The following is a 19,860-nucleotide window of genomic DNA, read 5'->3' on the forward strand; positions in this document are numbered from 1 at the left end:
CGAGGCACTTGAAGCCGTAGTCAATAAGTAAATTATTTCGAAAACAGTACACTAGGGACAATACTATCGCTAGTCAATGCCAAGGGAATCGCCCCCGAGGCGTTCCCTTTAGCAATAGATGGCTAGCCAGGTTTACGCCAGTTTCACATACTTCAGCGAATGGGCGTTGTACTGCTAAAGGCAGGTACTGGCTATCTAAACAGTAATGTCGGCCAGTCTATATGTGTCTACGGGAGTAAAGGAAGGCCCGGATCAGGCCCTCTTGCTGAATTCGCCTTTTACCACGATGCCGCCGGCAAGGCCGTCGAGGTAGTTCGCATACCATTGCATCATGCTTGTGCGCTGCGGTAGGTACTGAGCCTTGTTGTAGATGCCGGCAACGCCGGGTTTTTTGTGTGAAAGCTGGGCCTCGACGTGGTTCTCGTCGAACCCGTTCTCGTTGAGCACTGTCGACGCGATATGTCGAAAGCCGTGACCGGTTTGTCGGCCCTCATATCCCATACGGCGTAGCGCCATCAAAAACACGGTATCACTGCGTGGTTTGGTGTGGTAGCTACGGCCAGGGAACAGAAGGGGATAGCTGCCGGTGTACTGGCGCAGTTCCTCCAGCGCCTCGATCGCCTGAGACGAAAGCGGCACCAGGTGTTCAAGGCCCTTTTTGCGGCCTTTGCGCTCGACTGGGATCGTCCAAATCTTCTTGGCGAAATCGAACTCCGACCACTGCGCCTCGCGCAGCTCGCTAGGGCGCACGGCGAACAGGCTCAGCAGGCGAAGGCCGAGACGCACATCGTGGGCGTGCGGATAGGCAGCGATGGCGCGGATCAGGCCGGGAAGCTCATCGGGTGAGACGTGGGCGTAGTTTTCGGTTTTGCCGGACTGGAGGTATTTTTGCAGCCCATCAAGCGGGTTATGGGTTGCCCGGCCAGTTACCCGTGCCAGGTCGTAGGCGTCTCGGCAGTACGAGCGCACCCGGCTCATTTGCTCGAGGATTCCCTGCTGCTCCATGCCGCGCAGAAACTCCATCCACTCAAGCGGTGTGATGTCTGCGTAGGGGCGCTTGCCGAACACTGGGAAGACGTGACGTTCCAGGGCGCCGATGATTCGCTTGGCGGTGCCGGCGTCCCAGTTGGTGAGACGTGATGCGTACCACTCTCTCGCCAGTGGCTCGAATGTCTCGCCGGCGACATCCCTTTCTGCTTTCTTGCGGGCTTGCTTGGTAACGATCGGGTTTTTGCCGTCGGCGGCGTCGGTGCGCAATTCGCCCGCTTTCTGCCTGGCGACTGATCCGCTCACCTCGGGGTAACCGCCAAGCCCAAGCCATGACCATTTGCCGACGGGCTTCTTGTAGCGAAGCTGCCAGGACTTTTGGCCATCAGGCTTCACGCGGAAATAAAGGCCGCTCCCGTCCAGCTCGCGATACTCGTTGGCATCAGGCTCCAGGCCGGCCAATGCGGTATCGGAAAGGGGGCGGCGTTTTATCTCGGATCGCTTTATTTTGGCTTGTATCCCCTCGGTTCAATTATTTTTCGAGGATACACAGGGGGAAGGTATAGGGGGATACAAGGAGAGATAGCCAGAAACAAGAAAGCCCGCACAAGGCGGGCTTCTTGAGGTGATTCACAGACTGCTGTAGACATCTATGGATCGGTACTTGGTGGCTACACAGGGACTTGAACCCCGGACCCCAGCATTATGAATGCTATGCTCTAACCAACTGAGCTATGTAGCCAAGTGGCGCGCATTATTCGCGCAGAACGCGGATGCGTCAAGCGCTTTTTTCTAGATTTTTTCTACGCTATCAATTGTTTATCGACAACCCCGGGCCGAAGCGACGAGTGGTGGAGTGTGTGCCCTCGGTGGGTCAGTGGGGGGCCATGCATTCGAGGGAGCGGTCCACCAGGGTCTTGGCCATTTCCACCAGGTGCCACACGGCCTGGATTCTGGCGCGGTCGTGGGGTTGCAGGCCTTCGCGGCAGTCGAGTGCGGTGGCCGAGGCGCTGTGGAGCAGGTGGGCGGTGTAGAGCAGGGCGTCTTCGAAACTCAGGTGTTCGCTGGCGGTGTAGCACTGAGTGGGTGGGTCGGGCAGTACATGGGTCATGGTGTAGCTCCTATTGGACAGGGGAGCCGCTACCGACGCTGCTAAACGAAAGGTGGCGGCTGTACGCGGGTTAGCAGACCGGCCAATAGAAAACCGGCGCACCCGAAGATGCCCCACGCACAGCCACCATAACTGGGGATGTAAACCGTGCGTCTATTGGTTCGGGCTGCTAAACCCGGTCGCCGAAAATCAGCGACGAACCGAAGACTAGCCACCCACCCCCACCAGGCACAAGGCCGAAAGATTCTCTAGGAAACCTCCCGCAAATTAAAGCGATTTACCCTGCTGGCTCTTTCATCCCGTTCGTTAGCCCCCTAACGGGATAGCCTTCCTGCACCCAAAAGTGGCACATTGTCGCACCTGCCCCTGTGCACCCACCCGTTGTACGGAAATAACCCCCATGGCTCAGAGCAATTCCCCAACCGCCAGCCCGCTGGTGATGCGCATCATCGGCGCGGTGGCGCTGGCGCATTTGATCAATGACTTGATCCAGTCCGTGCTGCCGTCCATCTACCCCATGCTCAAGGCCAACTACGGCCTGACGTTCACCCAGGTCGGCCTGATCACCCTCACGTTTCAGGTGACCGCATCGCTGCTGCAACCCTGGGTCGGCTATTACACCGACCGCCACCCCAAGCCCTACCTGTTGCCCTGCGGCACGGTGTGCACGCTGGTGGGTATTTTGATGATGTCCCAGGTGGGCAGTTTCCCGCTCATTTTGCTGGCGGCGGCGTTGATTGGTGTGGGCTCGTCCACCTTTCACCCCGAAGCCTCGCGCGTGGCGCGCCTGGCCTCGGGCGGGCGTTATGGGTTGGCGCAGTCCACCTTCCAGGTAGGGGGTAACGCAGGGTCTGCGTTTGGCCCGCTGCTGGCGGCGGCGATCATCATTCCTTACGGGCAGGGCCATGTGGCCTGGTTCGGCCTGTTCGCGGTGTTTGCGTTGGTGCTGCTGTATGCCATCAGCCGTTGGTACGCCAACCACCTCAACCTGTTCAAGCTCAAGCAAGGCCAGGCCGCCACGCACGGGCTGTCCAAGGGCCGGGTGCTCAGCGCGCTGGTGGTGCTGGGGCTGTTGGTGTTTTCCAAGTACTTCTACATGTCCAGTTTCACCAGCTATTTCACCTTCTACTTGATCGAAAAGTTCGACCTGTCGGTGGCCAGCTCGCAACTGCACTTGTTCCTGTTTCTGGGCGCGGTGGCGGCGGGGACGTTTTTTGGCGGGCCGATCGGCGACAAAATCGGGCGTAAGGCCGTGATCTGGTTTTCGATCCTGGGCGTGGCGCCGTTCACGTTGATCCTGCCCCACGTGGACCTGTTCTGGACCACCGTGTTGAGCGTGGTGATCGGCTTTATCCTGGCCTCGGCGTTCTCGGCGATTGTGGTGTACGCGCAGGAGTTGGTGCCGGGCAATGTGGGCATGATCGCCGGTGTGTTCTTTGGGCTGATGTTCGGGTTTGGCGGGATCGGTGCGGCGCTGCTGGGGCACCTGGCGGACATTCATGGCATCGAGTACGTGTACACGCTGTGCTCGTTCTTGCCGCTGTTCGGCGTGCTGGCGATTCTGTTGCCGCGCACCAAAAAAGCCTGAGGGGTGGGTATGCCCTGTCCCTGGGCAGTACCGCTCCTAGCGGGAGGCGTGGGGCTGGGTGACGCGCTTGAGTTGCTCGCGGGCCCGCGAAAGCCGCGAGCGCACAGTGCCGATGGGGATGGCCAGGACGTCGGCGGTGTCCTGGTAGCTGCCGTCGGTTTCCAGTGAGGCGTAGAGCGTGTTGCGCATTTCGGCGGGCAGGTTGTTGATGGCGCACAGGGTGGTTTCCAACCGGCGGTTGACCTCGAATTGCCAGCCCAGGTCGCTGACCTCTTCCTGGCCGTGCCACAGCGTCTCGTCGAATTCGCAATGCACTGGCTTGGCGTAGAGCCTGCGAAAGTGATTGCGGATCAGGTTCTGCGCGATCCCGCACATCCAGGTGCTGAGCGTGGCCTGGCCGCCAAAACGGTCGCGGCTGCGCCAGGCCTCAAGGTAGGTCAACTGCACAATATCTTCGGCATCATCGGGGTTGAGCACGCGCTTGTGAATGAAACTGCGCAGCTTTTTCTGTTGCTCGCTCGACAGGTCAAGCAAGGTCTGTGACGCAAAGGAGCAGGTGGTTTCAATGACATGGGTTGAGTGATCCATGGTTTTTTTCCTCAGGGCAGTTACTGTCGAAAGGTGTGCGACAGGCCCCCTAAGCACCGCTTGTGCCAAGCAAAAAATATTTATATCCAGTTGATATATATAGATATTTTTCTGTATGACTGCCCCTGCTTTGCAAGAACTTGCGCCGCCAACAGCACCCCAGCGCCGGTTGTTGCGCGCGCAAGAAAATGTGTCAGAGCGATGGGAACTGTTCGGGAGTGGCCTGCCACACAAGGGGCACCAGACCCCACTCCCGGCACCCCCTTATGAAAGTCGACACCTCCCTGAGCGATGTTCAGAACCTCCCGCCCTTGGCCTCGCCGCCGGTCACGCCGCTGGCGAACACCACGGCGCCCCAAGTGCCTCAACACAGCAACGCCGAAGAGATCGGCATGCTGTTCAGCCAACAGGTCGAGCTGAGCAGCAAGGCCCTCGATCAGCGCCAACTGAGCGTGTCGAGTGCCGGGTCCCAGGTTGAAAAAATCGAACAACTGGCGCAGCTCTACGACCAACTGGGCCACCCTGCGCAAGCGAGCCTGGCGCACATGGCGCGCCAGGTGCGTATCCGTCTGCTGCAACGGGCCAGTGTTGAGGACGTGCTCAAACTCACTGGCGACGACCCGGTGCGTACCCACGTGGTGTTGCAGCATGCGGGCCTCTTGGCGCAGGTGGAGGGGCGCAGCCACGAAGCCCAGCAGGCCGACGAAATGCTCGCGCAGGTGCACGCTCAATACGCGCCGCAGATTCAGGCCGGGCTCAACACCGCGCACTCTCTGCTCAAGGGCTGCCAGGACCCGGACCTGCGCCAGGCCGTCCGCCAGCTCTATTACGCCAGCGTGGTGGTGCGCCAGTCCCTGGCGTTGATGATGCAATCGTTGCTCGGCCTGTTTGGCAGCGAAGGCTTCAACAACGGCCTGCAGTTGATGCGTCGTGCGCTGGCCGATGACGTCGCGGCGCGCAGCCCTTCTTCCCCCACGGTGCAACTGCGCACCTTGCTGCTGGGGTTGCAGGCCTGCGGTCAGCTTAACGGCGTGTTGTGCGGTTGCCGCGAATTGATGCTGCGCCTGCCGCCTGAGTGGCCGCGTACCGAGGCCGAGGCCGTGGCGTTGCTGCAACGCCTGTTGGGCTACGCCAGCACCGGCATCGCGCCCAGTGAGGTTGAGCGCCTGGGCCGCGAGTTGGGTGGGGAGGGGCTGTCGGGGCAACTGGTGATGCTCAACGCGTTGTACCCGTTGCTGCAAAGCCTGCCGCTGGCGCTGTGGTGCGACAGTCGCGGGCGCCAGGACGCGTTGCACAATTTCCTCACGCTGATGGGCGAGCGCACCACGGCCGAAGGCCGCCTGGCCCTTAGCCTGGCGCCTTCTCTCTCATGACGTTGCTGCGATCGGTCAACGGCCTGCTGCTCAAAGTGGCGCGCCGGGCCGAGGTGCTGGGGGCGGTGGTGGTGCTGGCCATCGTCTTCATCTTTATCGTGCCGTTGCCCACCTGGCTGGTGGACATTCTGATCGCGCTGAATATCTGTATTTCCTGCCTGCTGATCGTGCTGGCGCTGTACCTGCCGGGGCCGTTGGCGTTCTCTTCGTTTCCCTCGATTCTGCTGCTGACCACCATGTTTCGCCTGGCGCTGTCGATCGCCACCACGCGCCTGATTCTGTTGGAGCAAGACGCCGGTGACATCGTCGAGGCCTTCGGCAATTTTGTGGTGGGCGGCAACCTGGCGGTGGGCCTGGTGATCTTCATGATCCTGACCCTGGTCAACTTCCTGGTGATCACCAAGGGCTCGGAACGGGTCGCCGAAGTGGCGGCGCGCTTCAGCCTCGACGCGATGCCCGGTAAGCAGATGTCCATCGACAGCGACCTGCGCGCCGGGCTGATCGACGGCCAGCAAGCGCGTGACAAACGCGACCAGCTCTCGCGGGAAAGCCAGCTGTTCGGCGCCATGGACGGCGCCATGAAGTTCGTCAAGGGCGACGCCATCGCGGGCCTGATTATTGTGGTCATCAACCTGCTCGGCGGCTTTTCCACCGGCATGTTCCAGCACGACATGAGCGCTGCCGACTCCATGGCGTTGTACTCGGTGCTGACCATCGGCGACGGCCTGATCGCGCAGATCCCCGCGCTGCTGATCTCGTTGACGGCCGGCATGATCATCACCCGCGTGGCGCCGGACGGGCGCAACCGCGGCGTCAACAACATGGGCGCCGAAATCGCCCGGCAAATGACCAGCGAGCCCAAGAGCTGGATGATCGCGTCGGTGGGCATGCTCGCGTTTGCCACGCTGCCGGGCATGCCCACCGTGGTGTTCATCCTCATCTCGCTGGCCACCGGCTGCCTGGGCTACTACCTGGCGCGCCAACGGCAAAAGGGCGAGCAACCGGACGCAGGTAAAGCCGCCGAAATTCCCGCCGAGCAAAATGGCGACGAAGACCTGCGCGGCTTCGACCCGTCGCGCCCCTACGTTTTGCAGTTTCCCCTGACGCAAAAAAACGCGGCGGTCACACTGGCGCTGTTGCAGGCCATCCGGCAGACCCGCAACGGCCTGGTCGCCAGCGTTGGGTTGACGCTGCCACCGTTCGACATCGACTACTCGCCGCTGCTGGCCGACGATGAATTTCGCTTCTGCGTGCACGAAGTGCCCATGCTCATGGCCACGATGGGTGAGCGTGTCGCCGTGGACCGCCAGACGCCAGGCGCCCAAGGCCAGGTCGGCCTTGCCGAACGCGACGAACAGGACTGGTGCTGGCTGCTGCCCGATGACCCGCTTCTGGCCGATGAACAGTTGGAACGCCTCACCAGCCATGCCCTGATCGTGGAGCGTATGCGCCGCGCGATGATGCTCAGCGGGCCGCAGTTTCTCGGCATTCAGGAGAGCAAGGCGGTGCTCAGTTGGCTGGAGTTCGCCCAGCCGGAACTGGTGCAGGAGCTGCAACGGATCATGCCGCTGTCGCGCTTTTCGGCGGTGCTGCAACGCCTGGCCAGCGAAGGCGTGCCCCTGCGGGCCGTGCGCTTGATCGTCGAGGCGTTGATCGAATACGGCCAGCACGAACGTGAGCCCGAAGCGCTCACCGACTACGCCCGCATCGCCCTCAAGGCGCAGATCTACCACCAGTACAGCGAGGCCGACGGCCTGCACGCCTGGCTGTTTTCCCCGCACACCGAAAACGTCTTTCGCGAGGCCCTGCGCCAGACCCAGACCGGGGTGTTCTTTGCCCTGGACAACGAGCACAGCGCAGCCTTTGTCGACCTGTTGGAGCAGGCCTTTTCGTTGCGCGCCAAGACCCGCAGCGTGCTGCTGGTAGCGCAGGATTTACGCAGCCCGCTGCGCACCCTGATGGTCGACGATTTCAACCATGTGCCGGTGTTGTCGTTCGCCGAGCTTGGCAGTTCGGCCAAGGTCAAGGTGCTGGGGCGTTTCGACTTGAACCAGAGCGGCCTGCTGCATGAGGCGGTGGCCTGATGCTGTACGAATTGCGGGTGCTCGACGGCCAACATCAGGGCGCGGCCTTGCCGCTGTTCGGTGAACAGTGGTGGATCGGCGCCACCGACGAAGCAGACCTGGCGCTGTATGACCCAGGCATTGCCGTACGGCATGCGCAGTTGCGCTGCGTGGCCGATTGCTGGTCGGTGCAGGCCCAGGAAGGCCTGTTGCACGATGGCGCCGGGCAGACCCAGGCACGCATCACCGACCTTGGCATCGACACGCCGTTTGCCGTGGGCAACGTGCGTCTGTACGTCGCCCTGGCCGACCAGCCCTGGCCACAGGAACCGGCCCCGGCTGCCCCGGCGCTCATCCGCACGCCACCCCCTGGAGCACCTGCGCTCCAGCAAAAACGCCTGGTGGGCCTGTTGGGGCTGGGGGCGCTGCTGACCCTCGCACTGGGCCTGGCGCTCACCGACGACCCACAGGCCTCGCTGATGGGCGCCACCGAGCACAAACCCGCGCTCGACAGTGCCTACGAGGTGCGCCAGCAACTGCTCAAAATGCTCGGTGAGCGTGAGCTGGGCGAGCGCCTCGCGCTGGAGGTCGTCAACGGCCAAGTGGTGATCAGCGGCGTGGCCAACGCCGACGAGGTGGGCCTGGTGTCGCGCATGCTCAATCGGTTTCGCGAGCAGTTCGACACGCCGGTGCCGGTGATCAGCCGGGTGCGCGAACAGAGCCGCCAGCTGCCGTTTCGCATCGTGCAGATCGTGGGCGGCACGAACGGCCACGTGGTCCTGGACGAAGGTCGCCGGGTGTTCTTGGGGGACGAAGTCGACGGCGTGCGGCTGATCTCCATCGAGCCCAACAAGGTGGTCTTCGACGGCCAGCAACGCTATGAGGTGGGCTGGTGAGCGACGACATCGCACAACGCCTGGCCGCCTGGCAGCGGCGCCAGGAAGCGGCGTTGGCGCAGTATTCGCCCGTGGCGATGCGCGGGCGCATCCAGCGGGTCAACGGCATGTTGCTGGAATGCCGGCTGCCGGGCTCGCGCATCGGCGACCTGTGCCTGGTAGAAAAACCCGAGGGCGACAGCATGCTCGCCGAGATCATCGGCTTTGATCAGCAAGACGCCGTGCTCAGCGCCCTGGGCAACCTGGAAGGCGTGCGCGTCGGCGCCAGCGTGCAGCGCCTGGGCATGCCGCACCGGGTGCGTGTGGGCGAAGACTTGCTGGGGGCGGTACTCGATGGCTTTGGCCGCCCGATAACGGGCAGCGGCCCCGGCGCGTTTGCCCGCCTGGACACCCAAGGGGCCACCCCGGTGTTGTGCGAGGCGCCGCTGCCCACCGAACGCCCGCGCATTCACCGCGCCTTGCCCACGGGCGTGCGTTCGATCGATGGCTTGCTCACCCTGGGCGAAGGGCAGCGCGTGGGCCTGTTCGCCGGGGCCGGGTGCGGCAAGACCACCTTGCTGGCCGAGATCGCCCGCAACGTGGACTGCGATGTGATCGTGTTTGGCTTGATCGGTGAGCGGGGGCGCGAGCTGCGCGAGTTTCTCGACCATGAACTGGACGACCAACTGCGCGCCAAAGCCGTGCTGGTGTGCGCCACCTCCGACCGCTCCAGCATGGAGCGCGCTCGCGCCGCCTTTACCGCCACCGCGTTGGCCGAAGGGTTTCGCAGCCAGGGCAAGCGCGTGTTGTTGCTGATCGACTCGCTCACCCGTTTCGCCCGCGCCCAGCGCGAAATTGGCCTGGCCGCCGGTGAGCCATTGGGGCGCGGCGGGCTGCCGCCTTCGGTCTACAGCTTGCTGCCGCGCCTGGTGGAACGCGCCGGGCTGACGCGCCAGGGCGTGATCACCGCGATCTACACCGTGCTGATCGAACAGGACTCCATGAGCGACCCGGTGGCCGATGAAGTGCGCTCGCTGCTCGACGGGCACATCGTGCTCTCGCGCAAACTGGCTGAGCGCGGGCACTACCCGGCGGTGGATGTGCTGGCCAGCCTGTCACGCATCTTGAGCAACGTGGCCGAGGCCGAACACCTTCGTGCCGGCACCGCGTTGCGACGGCTGTTGTCGGCGTATCAGCAGATCGAACTGATGCTCAAGTTGGGCGAATACCAGGCCGGTGCCGACGCCCTCACCGACCAGGCCGTGCAAAGCCGCCAAGCGGTCGAGGCGTTCTTGCGCCAGGACCTGCGCGAGCCGTCGCCGCTGGCGTCGACGCTGGACCAACTGAGCGAGCTGACGGCCTATGTCCCTTTCTGAACTCGACACCCTGCGCCGCCTGCGCAGGCACCGCGCCGACCGGGCCGAGCGCGCGCTGGGCGAGGCCAAAAGAGCCCAGGCGGCGTTGCTGGCGCAGGTCGAGCAGGCGCGCGGTGCACTGGCGCAAACCCGCCTGGACGAGGCCCGGCAAAGCGCTGAGCTGGCCCGCCAGCATCAGGGGCAAGTGCTGTCGATGCAGGCGCTCAAGGCCTGGGGCACGCAAGAGCGCACGTTGCTCGCGGGCACGGTTCGCGAAGAGGACCAACTTCAGGTGTTGTGCACGCAGCAGACCGACCAGTTGCCGCAGATCGAGCAAGCGCAAAAGCACGTGAGCCAATGCCTGCGGGACGTCGAAAAACTCAAGGAATTGTGTGCACTGCTCGCCGAGGAGTCCCCATGAACTCACCGCCTGTGACCCAGCCTGAACGCCCGCGTGAACCGCCTGCCGAACGCGTACCGCGTGGCGAAGGCGCAATCACCTGGGAGCACGGTCGCCTGTTTGCCCGCTACGTGGCAGGCGGCGGTGAGCGACCCAAGGCCGGGCACGCCGACGACGGGCTGTTCGTGAGCCTGTCTGACCAACTGGCGCTGCGCCTGTGCGACCCCTCTCAATCGCCGTTGCAGGCGGTGCTGTACCTGCCGCGCCTGGGCCGCATCCACCTCAGCGCCCGGCGCGAGCTGGCGACGTGGGACATCGCCCTGCGCGCCGAAGAGGCGCCCACCTCACGCTGGCTGGTGGGCGCGCGCGCGGGGTGCGAAGACCGTCTCGCCCGTGCGCTCGGCCAGCCGGTGCGGATGCAGGTGATTGACGTGGACGAAACATGAGGCTGACGCCGCTGAAAGTCCCCGTGGTGGACGGCGCCAAGGTCGCGGCGCGGCGCCAGTTGGGCCGTGGCCTGCGGCTGTGCTTTGAGGTGGCGGGCAAGGCCGGTGAACTGTGCCTGGAACCTGGGCCTGCGCCAGCGGGCCAGGGTCTGCTGTCGGTGGAGACGGCCCACGGTGTGCTGACGTTCAGCGAGCCCGGCGCGGTGCTCAGTTTGTGGGGTGAGCACCCGGTGGTGCTGGCCGAGGCGGGCAACGACCCGCATGCCTGGTTCTGGGCGCTGTTCCAGGACGGGCTGAGCCCGCAACTGGTGGCGCTGTTCGGTTACCTGCGCCCGCTCGGCCAGGTGCACAGCAAGGCGTTTGGCTGCCGGTTGACGGTGACGCTGGACGGCGCCCGGGTCGTTGCGCGGCTGATGCTGGCGCCTGCCAGCCTGGCCGCGCTGATCGGCGCCGCCGCATGGGCGCCGCTGGCGCGCGCCTTGCCTGCCGGGTTTGCGTTGGGCCTGCCGGTGTCGGTCGGCGGCCTGCGTCTGTCGCTCACCCAATTGAGCGGCCTGCGGCCCGGTGATGTGGTGCTGCTCGAATCGGTGTTGTTCAACGCCCACGGTGACGGCCAGGTACGCCTGGGCCGGCGGCGCTTGCGCGGGCGTATCGACGATGAAACCGGCGCCCTGCGCCTGACGCTTTTGGCTCTAGAGGACACGGCTATGGATGACGAACTGGAAATGGGCGCCCACGGGCACGCCTGGGACGGGCAGGGGCATGATCAAGCGCCGGTCGATGCGTTTGGGCACGAGCCGTTCGACGAATTGGCGATGGCCCTGACGGTGCGCTGCGGCACCTTGCAACTGACCTTGGGCGAACTGCGCCAACTGGTGCCGGGCGCGGTGCTGGGGTTATCGGGCTACGCGCCGGGCATGGCCGGGTTGTATTACGGCGACCGGCCCATTGGTCGCGGGCAATTGGTGGAGGTGGAGGGTCGCCTTGGCTTGCAGTTGTCCCACGTGATTTTTTCCCGATGAGTTTCCAGGGGGTCGACCCCCTATTGCTGGCGCTGTTTCTGGGCGCGTTGTCACTGATGCCGATGTTGTTGATCGTGTGCACGGCGTTTCTGAAAATCGTCATCGTGCTGATGATTACCCGCAACGCCATCGGCGTGCAGCAAGTGCCGCCGAGCATGGCGCTCAACGGCATTGCGCTGGCGGCCACGCTGTTTGTGATGGCGCCGGTGGGGTACGAGATCGCGCAGATCATCAAGGTTTCGCCGGTGGATACCAGCAGCGTGCAGGCATTCCAGGACACCGGCCTGGTCGCGATCCAACCGCTGCGCGCGTTCATGCTGCGCAACATCGACCCGGACCTGCTTATTCATCTGCATGAAAACACCGCCCGCCTGTGGCCGCCGGAAATGGCCCGGGCCACCGAGCGCGAAGACCTGATCCTGCTGATCCCGGCGTTCGTGCTGTCGCAATTGCAGGCGGGGTTCGAGGTGGGGTTTCTGATTTACATCCCGTTCATCGTCATCGACCTGATCGTGTCCAACCTGCTGTTGGCGCTGGGCATGCAGATGGTGTCGCCGATGACCATTTCACTGCCGCTCAAGCTGTTGTTGTTTGTGTTGGTGTCGGGGTGGTCGCGCTTGCTCGACAGCCTTTTTCTCTCCTTTCTTTGAGTAGCCCATGGACCCGATTCAGCTGTTCAAGCAAGGCATGTTGCTGGTGGTGGTGCTGTCGGCGCCGCCGTTGATCGTGGCCGTGATTGTGGGCGTGCTGACCTCGCTGGTGCAGGCCTTGATGCAGGTGCAAGACCAGACGCTGCCCTTTGGCATCAAGCTGGTGGCGGTGGGCATCACCCTGGCGCTGACCGGGCGCTGGATCGGCGTGGAACTGATGAAACTGATCCACCTGACCTTTGACATCGTGGCGCGTTCGGCGCTTTGAGAGGTGCCCGTGAATGTGCCCTTTATTGAATACCTGCCGAGCCTGGTGCTGGGCATGGCGCGTATTTATCCCTGTGCGTTTCTGGTGCCCGCGTTCTGTTTCAACCACCTGCGGGGCATGCCGCGGCACGTGATCGTTGTGGTGTTGGCGTTACTGCCGATGCCGGGCATTCATGCGGTGTTGATGGGCCAGGAATTGAGCGTGCTGCTGGTGGTCGGGCTGGCGCTCAAAGAGGTCGCGCTGGGGTTTTTACTGGGGGTGTTGCTGTCGATGCCGTTCTGGTTGTTTGAAGGCGTGGGGGCGTTGCTGGACAACCAGCGCGGCGCCTTGATTGGCGGGCAACTCAACCCCTCGCTGGGCCCAGATGCGACGCCTATCGGGCACCTGTTCAAGCAGTTGAGCATCTTTTTGCTGATCGTCACCCTGGGCCTGGGCGCAATGACTCAGGTGATCTGGGACAGCTATCTGATCTGGCCGCCGACCGCGTGGTTGCCGGTGCTGGCGGCCAACGGGTTCAGCACGTTCTTGCAAGTGCTCAGCGACACTTTCACCCACATGACCCTCTACGCCGCGCCGTTCATTGCGCTGTTGCTGTTGATCGAATTTGCGATTGCCCTGCTCAGCCTGTACAGCCCGCAGCTGCAAGTGATGGTGCTGTCGATGCCAGCCAAGAGCCTGGCGGGGTTGGCGTTTTTGCTGGTGTACCTGCCCACCTTGCAGGACTTGATCGTGGGGCGCATGAGCCAGTTGGGCGACCTGCGGCATGCCCTGGGCCTGATGTTCCGGGCGGTGCTGCCGTGAGCGATTCGGGCGAGAAAAAACACCCTGCCAGCGCCAAGAAACTGCGCGACCAACGCAAAAAAGGCCAGGTTGCGCAAAGCCAGGATATGGGCAAGTTACTGGCCCTCACGGTGATCAGCGAGATCGCGCTGTTCACCGCCGACACCAGCCTGTTGCGCCTGCAGCAACTGATGATGTTTCCCATGGAGCGGTTCGGCCAGCCGTTCGTGCGGGCCTTGCAGGAAGTGGTGGTGGACGCCGCCGTGGTGTTTCTGGGGTTCGCCTTGCTGATGGCCGCCGTGGCGATCGTGTCCAAGTTGATCAGCAGTTGGATGCAGTTCGGTTTCCTGTTTGCGCCCCAGGCATTGAAGCTCGATTTCAACCGGCTCAACCCACTGAGCCAGCTCAAGCAGATGTTCTCGGCCAAGTCCTTGATGAACCTGCTGATGGGCGTGGTCAAGGCGCTGTTTTTGTCGTTGATTTTGTACGTGACCGTGGGCCCGTCGCTGGGCGCGCTCATCGGTTTGACCAGCGGCGACCTGCCCGGCTACATCGCCGCGCTGATCGCGTTGTTTCGGCATGTCCTGCATGTGTGCCTGGGGCTGTTGCTGGTGTTGGCGCTGGTTGACCTGGCCTTGCAAAAGTATTTTTTCGCCAAGCAGATGCGCATGACGCAGGTGGAGCTGATCAAGGAATACAAGGACATGGAAGGCGACCCCCATGTGAAGAACCAACGGCGTTCCCTGGCCTATGAGCTGGCCCAGGAAGAGCCCAAGGTCAAGCTGCCCAAGCTTGAGGAGTCGGACATGCTGGTGGTCAACCCCACGCACTTTGCCGTGGCCCTGTATTACCGCCCGGGCGAGACGCCGCTGCCGTTGCTGGTGGACAAAGGCACCGACGCCGTGGCCCGCCAGTTGATCGAGCGCGCCAAGGCGGCCGAGGTGCCGGTGATCCAATGCGTGTGGCTGGCGCGCACGTTGCACCGGCAAGCGCTTGGCGAGGCGATCAGCCGCGACACTTTGCAGGCCGTGGCGCTGATCTACCGCACCCTGCGCGAGCTGGATGACGAGGCCAAGCGGCACACCCTGGAGCTGCCCGAACTCGAACAGCGCTGAGTGTCAGTACGGCGTGCCGGCGTCCAGTGCCGCCAGGCCGGCCAGCGAGAGCAGGCGGCTGATGCCGTCCTCCACACGGGCAGGCGCGGGTAACGCCTGCCACATCACCAGCGCGCCGTCGGCGTCCAGGTAGACAAAGCAGCCGTCGAAGGCCAGCGGCTGTTCGAAGCGTCGTGCCATGATGCGGCGCACCTGGCCCGGCATGAGCGCCTGGGGGGTGATCTGCAACGCCAGGCCCGCGTTCAGGCGGCGCACGCACAGACCCGGCGACAGCGCCAGGTGTGCGTCGCGCCCGTCGACAAAGGCCGCGCGGGCATCGGCGGCCGGTGGCAGTGCAGGTGTCATCGTTCCAGCGAGACGGTCTGGTAGTCGGCGCGTTCCCCCGACGGGCCGGGGTCGACCCGCATCTGTGGCGGCCACCAGACCACCAGCGTGTCGGCGCTCGATTGTGGGCGGGAGCACGAGTCGCCCTTGCACGTGGGGGTGCAACCGGCCATGAGCGCAGCCAGGCCAATGAGGGTCACAGCGGGGAGGGTTTTATTCATGGCGCACGGTTCCGGGCAGGGGTGATGAGGGAGGGGCGGGGCACGCTGATGTGTTCGTCCTTGACCACGGGACGCATGGCGATGAACACCTCGGCTTCTTCACCCGGGCGTAGCCAGGCGCGGGGCCAGACGCTCACGGCCAGGGTTTGGGCGTTGCTGCATTCGCGCTCGTCGATGCGCACGTTGCGCGGGTACTGGTTGCGCAGCACCACCACCGCCACGTTGAACTGCGGCCCGGCATACCACTGGCTGCGCTCGGTGTTGAGGGCCAGCAGGTCGCGGGTGTTGCACAGCGTTTCGATGCCCAGCGGCATCGGCGCCAGTTTGAAGCCGGTGGGCACGTTGCCGCTGACCAGGTTGGCGAGGGTAAAGGTGATGTCGGCCCGCTTGACCACCGGCGCGTGCGGCGCCACGCGCCGGGCCAGTGGTTTGAGTGCGGCTTGCAGTTCGACCTGGTCGTCCGGGGGCAAATAGCGCGACGGGTCAGCCTGATCGCCGATCACCCGGGGGGTAAGGATGAACAGGCGCTCGCGCCGATTGTTCTGGCGCTCGGTGGATGAAAACAGCGCCTTGCCCAGCAGCGGGATGTCCCCCAGCAGCGGTACTTTGTTGAGCCTGTCGCTGTTTTGCGTCACATGAAAACCGCCCACCACCAGTGAGCGCTTTTCGGCCATGACCGCTTGGGTGCTGACCTTGCCGCGCCGCACATCAGGGCCCAGGCGCTGGGGGTTGGACTCGTCGAAGTTGCCGTCTTCGATGTCGACGGCCAAGTGGATCTGGTGGTTGCCACGGCTGGTGATCACCCGGGGCACCACCTGAAAGCTGGTGCCGACGGTGATGGGCAGGATGGTCGCGTTTTCGCTGCCGGCCGTGAGGTATTGGGTGCGGTTGAAGTCGATCACGGCGGGCTGGTTTTCCAGGGTCAGCACCGACGGGTTGGACACCATGCTCGCCAGCCCGCGGGCCTCGAGGGCGCGCACATCGGCATAGAACCGTTCGCGGTTATCGATGCTCAACTGCGTGGAAGTACCGGGTGCCAGGTTGTTGGCCCAGGTGCGAAAGCGGCTATTCTGGAAGCCCCAGTTCACGCCGAACTCGCGCAGTTGCGTGCGCTCGATGTCGAGGATGATGGCGTCGATTTCCACCAGTTTGCGCGCCACGTCCAGTTGGGCGATCAGGTCGCGGTACATGGCCTGGCGTTCCGGCAGGTCGTAGATCAGCACGGCGTTGTTGCGCACATCGGCCTCCACGCGGATACGCCCCGCCGGCACGCTGGCGCGCGGGGAAACGCTCACGCCCGGGGTGAAGGTGTCGAGGCTGCCGGGCGGCGCGAGCATCTGCCCCAGCAGCGGGTTGGCCAGGCGCGGCAGGTCCTGGGCCAGCGGCGACACCACCGGCGCAGGCCGCTGGGCCGATGGCGCGCCCATGTGGCTGGCGCTGCGCGGTTCCAGCAGGTTGCGCAGCATGCTGGCGACGCCTGGGATGGTGATTTTTTCACCCCGGTAGTCAACCAGCCGGTCGACGGCATTGGCGAACCGCAGCGGGTAGCTCAATACGCTTTGCTTTTCGTCGGGGGCCTTGCGCTGGCTGCTGAAGTGCTTGATGTGTTCGATGTAGCGCTTGGGGCCAGACACCAGGACCACGCCGTCGTCTGGCAACTCGCCCCAGCCGAAGCGGCTGTCGAGCAGGCCGATGTCGGTGAGCGCCTGCTTGAGGTCGGCCACGGTTTCGGTGGACACCTCAAGGCGCGCCGATTCTTGCTGGTCGAGGGCGCTGATGTAGAGGGTGTTGTTGTACATGAACCACTGGAAGCGGTGTTCCACGCCCAGCCGGTCGAGCAGGGCTTGAGGCGTCTTTGCGCGGATCTTGCCGTTGACGTTGCCCTCCAGCAGCCCGTCGATCTGCACCTGGGTGCCAAAGGTCTGGGCGAAGTCCTCGAGCATGTCGCGGATGGGCTTGTGCTCGGCCTCGTAGGCATACGAGGTGTTTTTCCATTCCGGTGGCACCGCCGCGTGGGCGCCGGGCAGCGGTGCCAGCAGCCACGGCAGCACGGCGAGCCAGCGCCAGGGAGTGGTGGCGGGCGCATCAGGGCCCAAACGGTTGCGTTTGTAGGTCTTGTTATTCATCAAGGGTTCTCGGGTTAGTACGGCGACGGGCGCAACGAGGTGAAGCCTGGTTTGGGGGCGGGCCTGGCCAGGCGTGTCACGGTGGCGCGCCAGGCATCGCGTTGGTTGAGCAAGGCTTGCAGGCAGGTCAGCACGTGGTCTTCGGGGCAGCGCCCGGGCAAGCGCTGCAACAGCCAGAGCTGGTCGCGGGTGGGCGCAAGTGCCAGGGCACCGGCGAAGTGCGCAAGGCTGGCCTGGCCCGGGCGCATCCAGGTTTGCAGGGGGAGGTTGTCGAGCCCGTCGCGCGTCAGTTGCACCTTGAGCAAAAGGCTGTCCTGGACGCGTTGCAGGTGTATTTCGTGGTCGTCCTCAAACAGCGAGTGCTGTTGTACGTGGCCGCTCAATACACCGGCGAACAGGCCGCGGCCTTCACTGGATGCCATCGATGATGACTTTGGCTTTTTCGTTCAGGTAGTGGGTGTAGGTGGAGCTGGCGGACATGCTGGCTACCATGAAAAATCGCTCGTCGGCCATGGCCTCGAGTTTTTCCTGGGGCGCCAGGCCGCTTTGGGTAATGTGCTCCAGGCGCTTGGTGGCGTTGTCCAATTGCCGGTAGAGCCCGGCTTGTATGCGGTAGTCAAAGCTCATCGATCTGCCTCCAGGGGGTATGTGCTGACTGTGTGGCGCCCTGTTTGTAACCAGTTCCATCGCACGTCGATCAACGCCTTGGGTGCTCGGCTTCGGCCATCAGCAGGCTGTCCAGGGCCGAGGTCCAGTCGACCCGGATCCCGCCCTCGTCGGTTTCCAGCATCAGGGTGTGCGGGGGCAGGCTGTCTTCGGGGCGCAGGTTCCAGGGCACATCGTTGTGGATGCCCAGCCACTGCTCCACGGTTTCGCGGTCGTGGGGGTTGCAGAGCAGGGTGGCCTGGGTGGCGGGGATGTGCGTGGCCAGCAGGTGCTTGAGCAGGGCGCTGACGCGGTGGGGCGGGGGCAACTCGTCCAGCAGGTTGCGGATGGCCTGGTGGGTCACGGTGGTGGCGATCTGTTCAAGCTGGTCGCACATGGCCTGGCGTTGGTTTTCCCAGCGCAGGAGCTGGGCGTTGGCCTGTCTCCAGAAGTCCAGCCAGGCGCTCTCCAGCAGCGCCGCCTGCCGGGCCTGCGCCTCGACGAGTAGCGCGTCGGCCTGCGCCCGGGCGCGTTCAAGCAACTGCGCGGCTTGGGCTGCGTCGGCGAGCAGTTCGCGGTTGATCAGCGGCGAGGGGAGCCTGGGGGTATGGGGGGGCAGCTCAATCGTGCGTCGGCATAACATCGCAATCGCTCCTGGGTGAAGGCGCCGGGCTCACGCGCCAGATGACCGCCTGCCACAGCGTGCCGAGGCGGCCATGGCTGTCGGCGAACCGGGGATGTTGTTCCAGCGCCCGCACCCGGGGCCGGGCAAACAGCAGCCGCAGGCGCTCCCACACGGCGGGTTCAACCCAGGCGCGTAAGGAGTGCAGCGGGTCGTCGATGCCGGTCAGCACCGGGTCGGGCGGCATGGCCTTGGCCAGGCGCAGGCACCACATCTGTTGCTCTTCGTCCAGCTGGCTCAAGTGGGTGGGACGAAACACGCAGTCGACCAGCATCAGCATCAGGTCGCGTTGTGGCGCGCTGGCGAGGATCAGTTGCAGCAGGACCGGTGAAGGTTCCACCGGCAGGCACGGCGCGATACCCAGGGTGCGGCTGGCCAGGGCATGGCGGCTGCGGCACAGCGTAGGCGGCAGGCCCGGCCAGGCCTGTGGGGAATGGGTCCAGGGCCTGGCCCACCAATGGGCCCAGGCCTGTTGTGGGGTCATGGGGCGGTGTGCGCGACGCGGCGGCGCCAGACGACCAGCGCGGCGCCCGCCAGCAGCGTGCTGAGCACGAGCGCGCCCAGGCTGCTGCGCCAAAAGGCGAGGTCGTCCGCGGGCACCAGGAACGGGCCGAAGTAGCCCATCTGCTGTTGTTCCTGATAGGCCACGGCGGGCACGAACACCACGGTGAGTTTTTGCGCGTTGTCCACCGCCGAGGCCATCCCTGGGATGCTGCTGGCAACCATTCGGCGCACACGGGGGCGGATATTGTCGGGCTCCAGTCGCGGGTCGTGCTTGATGAACACCGAGGCTGACGCGGGCTGCACGGGCTCGCCCGGCGCGATGCGTTCGGGCAGCACCACGTGCACCCGGGCGACGATCACACCGTCGATTTTCGACAGGGTGGCTTCCAGCTCCTGGGACAAGGCGTAGATGTAGCGGGCGCGTTCCTCCAGCGGCGTGGAAATCACGCCTTCCTTGCGAAAGATCTCGCCAAGGGTGGAGCGCGCAACCTTCGGCAGCCCGGCGGCTTCCAGCGTGCGGACGGCGCGGCCAATGTCCTGGGCCTTGACGCGCACGACCACGCCGTCTTTGGCGGGCACCTTTTGGGCGCGGATCTGCTTGTCTGCCAGTTCGGCGATGACTTCGTTGGCTTCCTGTTCCGAGAGCTGACGGTGCAGCTCCACGGATTCGCCGCAGCCGGCAAGCTGCAAGGTCAGGGAGAGGAGCAGGGCGGTGGTGAGCCAGCGGAGCATAGGCG

At 64.3% G+C, this 19,860-nt stretch carries 23 protein-coding genes and 1 tRNA gene; 12 read left to right on the forward strand and 12 right to left on the reverse strand.

Annotated elements, in window-relative coordinates:
- Positions 1-252: 252 nt before the first annotated feature.
- From ACW9H9_RS16065 to ACW9H9_RS16075, 3 genes are all read right to left on the reverse strand, one after another.
- Positions 253-1,494, reverse strand: a complete 1,242-nt coding sequence (locus ACW9H9_RS16065) for a tyrosine-type recombinase/integrase (RefSeq protein ID WP_457344284.1) — start codon at positions 1,492-1,494, stop codon at positions 253-255.
- 158 nt (positions 1,495-1,652) lie between these two features.
- A tRNA-Met gene (locus ACW9H9_RS16070) sits at positions 1,653-1,729 on the reverse strand.
- A gap of 132 nt (positions 1,730-1,861) precedes the next feature.
- Complete coding sequence (locus ACW9H9_RS16075) at positions 1,862-2,098, reverse strand: DUF6124 family protein (protein WP_457344202.1); 237 nt, start codon at positions 2,096-2,098, stop codon at positions 1,862-1,864.
- Between the two features lie 400 nt (positions 2,099-2,498).
- Here ACW9H9_RS16075 and ACW9H9_RS16080 point away from each other — a divergent pair, with 400 nt between their 5' ends.
- Positions 2,499-3,686 (forward strand): MFS transporter, encoded by a 1,188-nt coding sequence (locus ACW9H9_RS16080; protein WP_457344203.1) that lies wholly within the window; start codon positions 2,499-2,501, stop codon positions 3,684-3,686.
- Positions 3,687-3,722: 36 nt separating this feature from the next.
- On the opposite strand, the gene ACW9H9_RS16085 is transcribed toward ACW9H9_RS16080, so the two are convergent.
- A complete protein-coding gene (locus tag ACW9H9_RS16085) occupies positions 3,723-4,274 on the reverse strand; it encodes an RNA polymerase sigma factor (protein ID WP_457344205.1) in 552 nt (183 codons plus the stop codon).
- Positions 4,275-4,540: 266 nt separating this feature from the next.
- Between ACW9H9_RS16085 and ACW9H9_RS16090 the strand changes: the two genes are divergently transcribed.
- From ACW9H9_RS16090 to sctU, 11 genes are read left to right on the forward strand one after another with little or no spacing between them, the layout of a single operon-like run.
- Positions 4,541-5,647: a TyeA family type III secretion system gatekeeper subunit gene (locus ACW9H9_RS16090; protein ID WP_457344206.1), complete on the forward strand. Its 1,107-nt coding sequence runs from the start codon at positions 4,541-4,543 to the stop codon at positions 5,645-5,647.
- On the forward strand, positions 5,644-7,731 hold the full coding sequence (sctV, locus tag ACW9H9_RS16095; RefSeq protein WP_457344207.1) for a type III secretion system export apparatus subunit SctV: 2,088 nt from the start codon (positions 5,644-5,646) through the stop codon (positions 7,729-7,731). Before ACW9H9_RS16090 ends, sctV begins: the two co-directional genes overlap by 4 nt.
- Positions 7,731-8,606 (forward strand): FHA domain-containing protein, encoded by an 876-nt coding sequence (locus ACW9H9_RS16100; protein ID WP_457344208.1) that lies wholly within the window; start codon positions 7,731-7,733, stop codon positions 8,604-8,606. The genes sctV and ACW9H9_RS16100 overlap by 1 nt, the downstream gene beginning before the upstream one ends.
- A complete protein-coding gene (locus tag ACW9H9_RS16105; RefSeq protein WP_457344209.1) occupies positions 8,603-9,961 on the forward strand; it encodes a FliI/YscN family ATPase in 1,359 nt (452 codons plus the stop codon). Before ACW9H9_RS16100 ends, ACW9H9_RS16105 begins: the two co-directional genes overlap by 4 nt.
- Entirely contained in the window at positions 9,948-10,361 is a 414-nt protein-coding gene (gene sctO / locus ACW9H9_RS16110; RefSeq protein ID WP_457344210.1) for a type III secretion system stalk subunit SctO, read from the forward strand. Before ACW9H9_RS16105 ends, sctO begins: the two co-directional genes overlap by 14 nt.
- On the forward strand, positions 10,358-10,786 hold the full coding sequence (locus ACW9H9_RS16115) for a type III secretion system HrpP C-terminal domain-containing protein (RefSeq protein ID WP_457344211.1): 429 nt from the start codon (positions 10,358-10,360) through the stop codon (positions 10,784-10,786). Before sctO ends, ACW9H9_RS16115 begins: the two co-directional genes overlap by 4 nt.
- The gene (locus tag ACW9H9_RS16120; protein ID WP_457344212.1) at positions 10,783-11,808 is read left to right on the forward strand and encodes a FliM/FliN family flagellar motor switch protein; all 1,026 of its coding nucleotides are present in this window, start codon (positions 10,783-10,785) and stop codon (positions 11,806-11,808) included. Before ACW9H9_RS16115 ends, ACW9H9_RS16120 begins: the two co-directional genes overlap by 4 nt.
- Positions 11,805-12,458 carry a type III secretion system export apparatus subunit SctR gene (gene sctR / locus ACW9H9_RS16125; RefSeq protein WP_457344213.1) on the forward strand — a complete coding sequence of 218 codons (654 nt, stop codon included), beginning with the start codon at positions 11,805-11,807 and terminating at the stop codon, positions 12,456-12,458. The genes ACW9H9_RS16120 and sctR overlap by 4 nt, the downstream gene beginning before the upstream one ends.
- A gap of 7 nt (positions 12,459-12,465) precedes the next feature.
- Positions 12,466-12,726, forward strand: a complete 261-nt coding sequence (gene sctS, locus ACW9H9_RS16130; protein WP_457344214.1) for a type III secretion system export apparatus subunit SctS — start codon at positions 12,466-12,468, stop codon at positions 12,724-12,726.
- Positions 12,727-12,735: 9 nt separating this feature from the next.
- Positions 12,736-13,527, forward strand: a complete 792-nt coding sequence (sctT, locus tag ACW9H9_RS16135) for a type III secretion system export apparatus subunit SctT (protein WP_457344215.1) — start codon at positions 12,736-12,738, stop codon at positions 13,525-13,527.
- Positions 13,524-14,621, forward strand: a complete 1,098-nt coding sequence (sctU, locus tag ACW9H9_RS16140; RefSeq protein WP_457344216.1) for a type III secretion system export apparatus subunit SctU — start codon at positions 13,524-13,526, stop codon at positions 14,619-14,621. Before sctT ends, sctU begins: the two co-directional genes overlap by 4 nt.
- 3 nt (positions 14,622-14,624) lie before the next feature.
- Here the strand turns inward: sctU and ACW9H9_RS16145 are convergent, their stop codons facing one another.
- The 8 genes from ACW9H9_RS16145 to sctJ form a co-directional block, all read right to left on the reverse strand.
- Positions 14,625-14,966, reverse strand: coding sequence for a transcriptional regulator (locus ACW9H9_RS16145; RefSeq protein WP_457344217.1), 342 nt, complete (start codon positions 14,964-14,966; stop codon positions 14,625-14,627).
- Positions 14,963-15,166: an HrpT family type III secretion system protein gene (gene hrpT, locus ACW9H9_RS16150; protein ID WP_457344218.1), complete on the reverse strand. Its 204-nt coding sequence runs from the start codon at positions 15,164-15,166 to the stop codon at positions 14,963-14,965. Before hrpT ends, ACW9H9_RS16145 begins: the two co-directional genes overlap by 4 nt.
- On the reverse strand, positions 15,163-17,292 hold the full coding sequence (gene sctC / locus ACW9H9_RS16155) for a type III secretion system outer membrane ring subunit SctC (protein ID WP_457344219.1): 2,130 nt from the start codon (positions 17,290-17,292) through the stop codon (positions 15,163-15,165). Before sctC ends, hrpT begins: the two co-directional genes overlap by 4 nt.
- Positions 17,293-17,306: 14 nt before the next feature.
- Positions 17,307-17,714, reverse strand: coding sequence for a type III secretion protein (locus tag ACW9H9_RS16160; RefSeq protein WP_457344220.1), 408 nt, complete (start codon positions 17,712-17,714; stop codon positions 17,307-17,309).
- Positions 17,701-17,919, reverse strand: a complete 219-nt coding sequence (locus ACW9H9_RS16165) for a hypothetical protein (RefSeq protein WP_457344221.1) — start codon at positions 17,917-17,919, stop codon at positions 17,701-17,703. The genes ACW9H9_RS16160 and ACW9H9_RS16165 overlap by 14 nt, the downstream gene beginning before the upstream one ends.
- A 70-nt stretch (positions 17,920-17,989) precedes the next feature.
- Entirely contained in the window at positions 17,990-18,580 is a 591-nt protein-coding gene (sctL, locus tag ACW9H9_RS16170; protein WP_457344222.1) for a type III secretion system stator protein SctL, read from the reverse strand.
- The gene (locus tag ACW9H9_RS16175) at positions 18,558-19,103 is read right to left on the reverse strand and encodes a type III secretion protein (RefSeq protein ID WP_457344223.1); all 546 of its coding nucleotides are present in this window, start codon (positions 19,101-19,103) and stop codon (positions 18,558-18,560) included. The genes sctL and ACW9H9_RS16175 overlap by 23 nt, the downstream gene beginning before the upstream one ends.
- Positions 19,100-19,855 carry a type III secretion system inner membrane ring lipoprotein SctJ gene (sctJ, locus tag ACW9H9_RS16180; protein WP_457344224.1) on the reverse strand — a complete coding sequence of 252 codons (756 nt, stop codon included), beginning with the start codon at positions 19,853-19,855 and terminating at the stop codon, positions 19,100-19,102. The genes ACW9H9_RS16175 and sctJ overlap by 4 nt, the downstream gene beginning before the upstream one ends.
- Positions 19,856-19,860 lie beyond the last annotated feature (5 nt).

This window comes from Pseudomonas sp. SDO5215_S409, assembly GCF_054071325.1.

Coding starts and splice junctions, on each gene's coding strand:
- ACW9H9_RS16075 (WP_457344202.1), bottom strand. CDS start 2,098: ATGACCCATGTACTGCCCGACCCACCCACTCAGTGCTACACCGCCAGC.
- ACW9H9_RS16080 (WP_457344203.1), top strand. CDS start 2,499: ATGGCTCAGAGCAATTCCCCAACCGCCAGCCCGCTGGTGATGCGCATC.
- ACW9H9_RS16085 (WP_457344205.1), bottom strand. CDS start 4,274: ATGGATCACTCAACCCATGTCATTGAAACCACCTGCTCCTTTGCGTCA.
- ACW9H9_RS16090 (WP_457344206.1), top strand. CDS start 4,541: ATGAAAGTCGACACCTCCCTGAGCGATGTTCAGAACCTCCCGCCCTTG.
- sctV (WP_457344207.1), top strand. CDS start 5,644: ATGACGTTGCTGCGATCGGTCAACGGCCTGCTGCTCAAAGTGGCGCGC.
- ACW9H9_RS16100 (WP_457344208.1), top strand. CDS start 7,731: ATGCTGTACGAATTGCGGGTGCTCGACGGCCAACATCAGGGCGCGGCC.
- sctO (WP_457344210.1), top strand. CDS start 9,948: ATGTCCCTTTCTGAACTCGACACCCTGCGCCGCCTGCGCAGGCACCGC.
- ACW9H9_RS16115 (WP_457344211.1), top strand. CDS start 10,358: ATGAACTCACCGCCTGTGACCCAGCCTGAACGCCCGCGTGAACCGCCT.
- ACW9H9_RS16120 (WP_457344212.1), top strand. CDS start 10,783: ATGAGGCTGACGCCGCTGAAAGTCCCCGTGGTGGACGGCGCCAAGGTC.
- sctR (WP_457344213.1), top strand. CDS start 11,805: ATGAGTTTCCAGGGGGTCGACCCCCTATTGCTGGCGCTGTTTCTGGGC.
- sctS (WP_457344214.1), top strand. CDS start 12,466: ATGGACCCGATTCAGCTGTTCAAGCAAGGCATGTTGCTGGTGGTGGTG.
- ACW9H9_RS16145 (WP_457344217.1), bottom strand. CDS start 14,966: ATGACACCTGCACTGCCACCGGCCGCCGATGCCCGCGCGGCCTTTGTC.
- hrpT (WP_457344218.1), bottom strand. CDS start 15,166: ATGAATAAAACCCTCCCCGCTGTGACCCTCATTGGCCTGGCTGCGCTC.
- sctC (WP_457344219.1), bottom strand. CDS start 17,292: ATGAATAACAAGACCTACAAACGCAACCGTTTGGGCCCTGATGCGCCC.
- ACW9H9_RS16160 (WP_457344220.1), bottom strand. CDS start 17,714: ATGGCATCCAGTGAAGGCCGCGGCCTGTTCGCCGGTGTATTGAGCGGC.
- ACW9H9_RS16165 (WP_457344221.1), bottom strand. CDS start 17,919: ATGAGCTTTGACTACCGCATACAAGCCGGGCTCTACCGGCAATTGGAC.
- sctL (WP_457344222.1), bottom strand. CDS start 18,580: ATGTTATGCCGACGCACGATTGAGCTGCCCCCCCATACCCCCAGGCTC.
- ACW9H9_RS16175 (WP_457344223.1), bottom strand. CDS start 19,103: ATGACCCCACAACAGGCCTGGGCCCATTGGTGGGCCAGGCCCTGGACC.
- sctJ (WP_457344224.1), bottom strand. CDS start 19,855: ATGCTCCGCTGGCTCACCACCGCCCTGCTCCTCTCCCTGACCTTGCAG.